Here is a 2018-nt window from a genome sequence, read left to right as displayed (position 1 = left end):
TATCTGGACCAGGCGTATCCGCCGGCCGTCGGCCAGCAGGTCAACGACAGTGTCGCCGAGCTGGTCGCCGGTTCGAAGTCCCCGGAGCAGATCGTCAAGGACATCACCAAGGTCGCGAAGAGCCAGTGACAAGACGGCCGCGGGATGGTCGGCCGCCTCGAATCAAGGATCGGGAGCAGGCACGATGAAGCTTTCCACGGTGGCCGGGCAGCGTCCGGGCGACCAGGAGGCCCCTTCCGCGGCACAGGTTCCGGCGGCCACGCGCAGGCGTGGCCGCCGGCCCCGGTGGCAGCAGCTGAGCGCGATCGCGCTGTTCCTCACCCCGGCGCTGGTGCTGTTCCTGCTGCTGGTCGTCACCCCGATCGTCGTCGCGGGCTACACCAGCCTGTACAAGTGGAACGGCTTCGGCCTGCCGGAGAACTTCGTCGGCATCGACAACTTCACCCGCGCCTTCCAGGACGACACGTTCCTCGGCGACCTCTGGCACACGCTGATCCTGATCGCGCTGTCCCTGGTGGTCCAGCTGCCGGTCTCGCTGGCCCTGGCGATGCTGCTCAACCAGAAGCTCAAGGGCCGCAGCGTCTACCGCGTCATCTTCTTCGCCCCGTACGTGCTGTCCGAGGTCACCACCGCGGTGCTGTTCACGCTGGTGCTCTCACCCAACCGGGGGCTCGGCCAGCAGATCGCCGGCTGGCTCGGCATCGAGGCGCTCGACGGCGCCGTCTTCGCCGACCCCGACACGGTGCTTTACGCGCTGTTCTTCGTCATCTCGTGGAAGTACTTCGGCTTCCACATGATCCTGTACCTGGCGGGCCGGCAGGGCATCCCGCAGGAGCTGACCGAGGCCGCCACGACCGACGGGGCGAGCGCGTGGCAGGTGTTCCGGCATGTCACGCTGCCGCTGCTGGGCCCGACGATCCGGATCAGCGTGTTCCTGTCGGTGATCGGCAGCATCCAGCTGTTCGACATGGTCTGGGTGCTCACCGGTGGCGGCCCGATCCACGCCTCGGAGACCATGGCCGTCACCATGTTCGACCGCGGCTTCCGCCGCTTCGAAGTCGGCTACGCCAGTGCCATCTCGATCGTGATGTTCCTGATCAGCCTCGTGTTCGCGCTGTTCTACCAGCGTTACGTGCTGCGCCGCGACACCGAGGGCGCACTCACCACCCTGGGAGACCGGCGATGACCCGACCCGCCACCGCCGCAGTCCGCGCCCGGCGCACGCTGCTGCACCTGATCTCGATCGTCATCGGTGCGCTGATCGTGGTGCCGGTCGGGTTCGGCGTGCTCGGCGGGTTCAAGGACAACGGCCAACTGTCCACCAACCCCCTCGGCTGGCCCGACCCCTGGCACCCCGAGAACTACACCGGCATCCTCGCCGACGGCGTCTTCTGGCGACAACTGGCCAACAGCACCCTCATCGCCCTGGCCACCGTCGCCGTCGTCGTCGCCGCCAGCGCCATGGCCGCCTTCGTCTTCGCCCGCTTCGCCTTCCGCGGCCGAGAACTCATCTTCACCCTCTTCGCCATCGGCCTCATGTTCCCCTTCGCCGTGGCCATCCTCCCGCTGTTCATCCTCCTGCGCAGCATGGAACTACTCGACAACCCCCTCGGCGTCATCCTGCCCCAAGCCGCCTTCGGACTACCCACCACGATCATCATCCTGCGCCAGTTCTTCCGCACCATCCCCGCCGAAGTAGAAGAAGCAGCCACCCTCGACGGCTGCACCCCCTTCGGCTTCTTCTGGCGCGTCCTACTGCCCATGGCCAAACCCGCCCTGGCCACCGTCTCCGTCCTGGCCATCGTCGCCAGCTGGAACAACTTCTTCCTACCCCTGGTCGTCTTCACCGACCAGAGCTGGTGGACCCTGCCCGTAGGCGTCCAAGCCTTCCAAGGCCAATACGCCGACGACACCGCCCGAGTCCTCGCCTACGTCGTACTCTCCATGATCCCCGCCCTCGGCTTCTACGCCATCGCCGAACGACAACTCATCGGCGGCCTCGCCGGCAGCGTCAAGGG

At 67.0% G+C, this 2018-nt stretch carries 2 protein-coding genes; both read left to right on the top strand.

Translation table 11 applies throughout. The features are described from left to right. The first annotated feature begins 184 nt into the window (after nucleotides 1-184). A complete protein-coding gene (locus tag F6W97_RS39920) occupies nucleotides 185-1186 on the top strand; it encodes a carbohydrate ABC transporter permease (RefSeq protein WP_155375806.1) in 1002 nt (333 codons plus the stop codon). Continuing rightward, on the top strand, nucleotides 1183-2018 hold an 836-nt coding region (locus tag F6W97_RS39915; protein WP_155375805.1), incomplete at its 3' end, for a carbohydrate ABC transporter permease. The genes F6W97_RS39920 and F6W97_RS39915, both read left to right, overlap by 4 nt.

It is taken from the genome of Catellatospora vulcania (genome assembly GCF_009720385.1).
GTDB lineage: Bacteria > Actinomycetota > Actinomycetes > Mycobacteriales > Micromonosporaceae > Catellatospora > Catellatospora vulcania.
The sequence above is the reverse complement of the archived record's forward strand: the minus strand, read 5'-3'. Positions and strand labels throughout refer to the sequence as shown.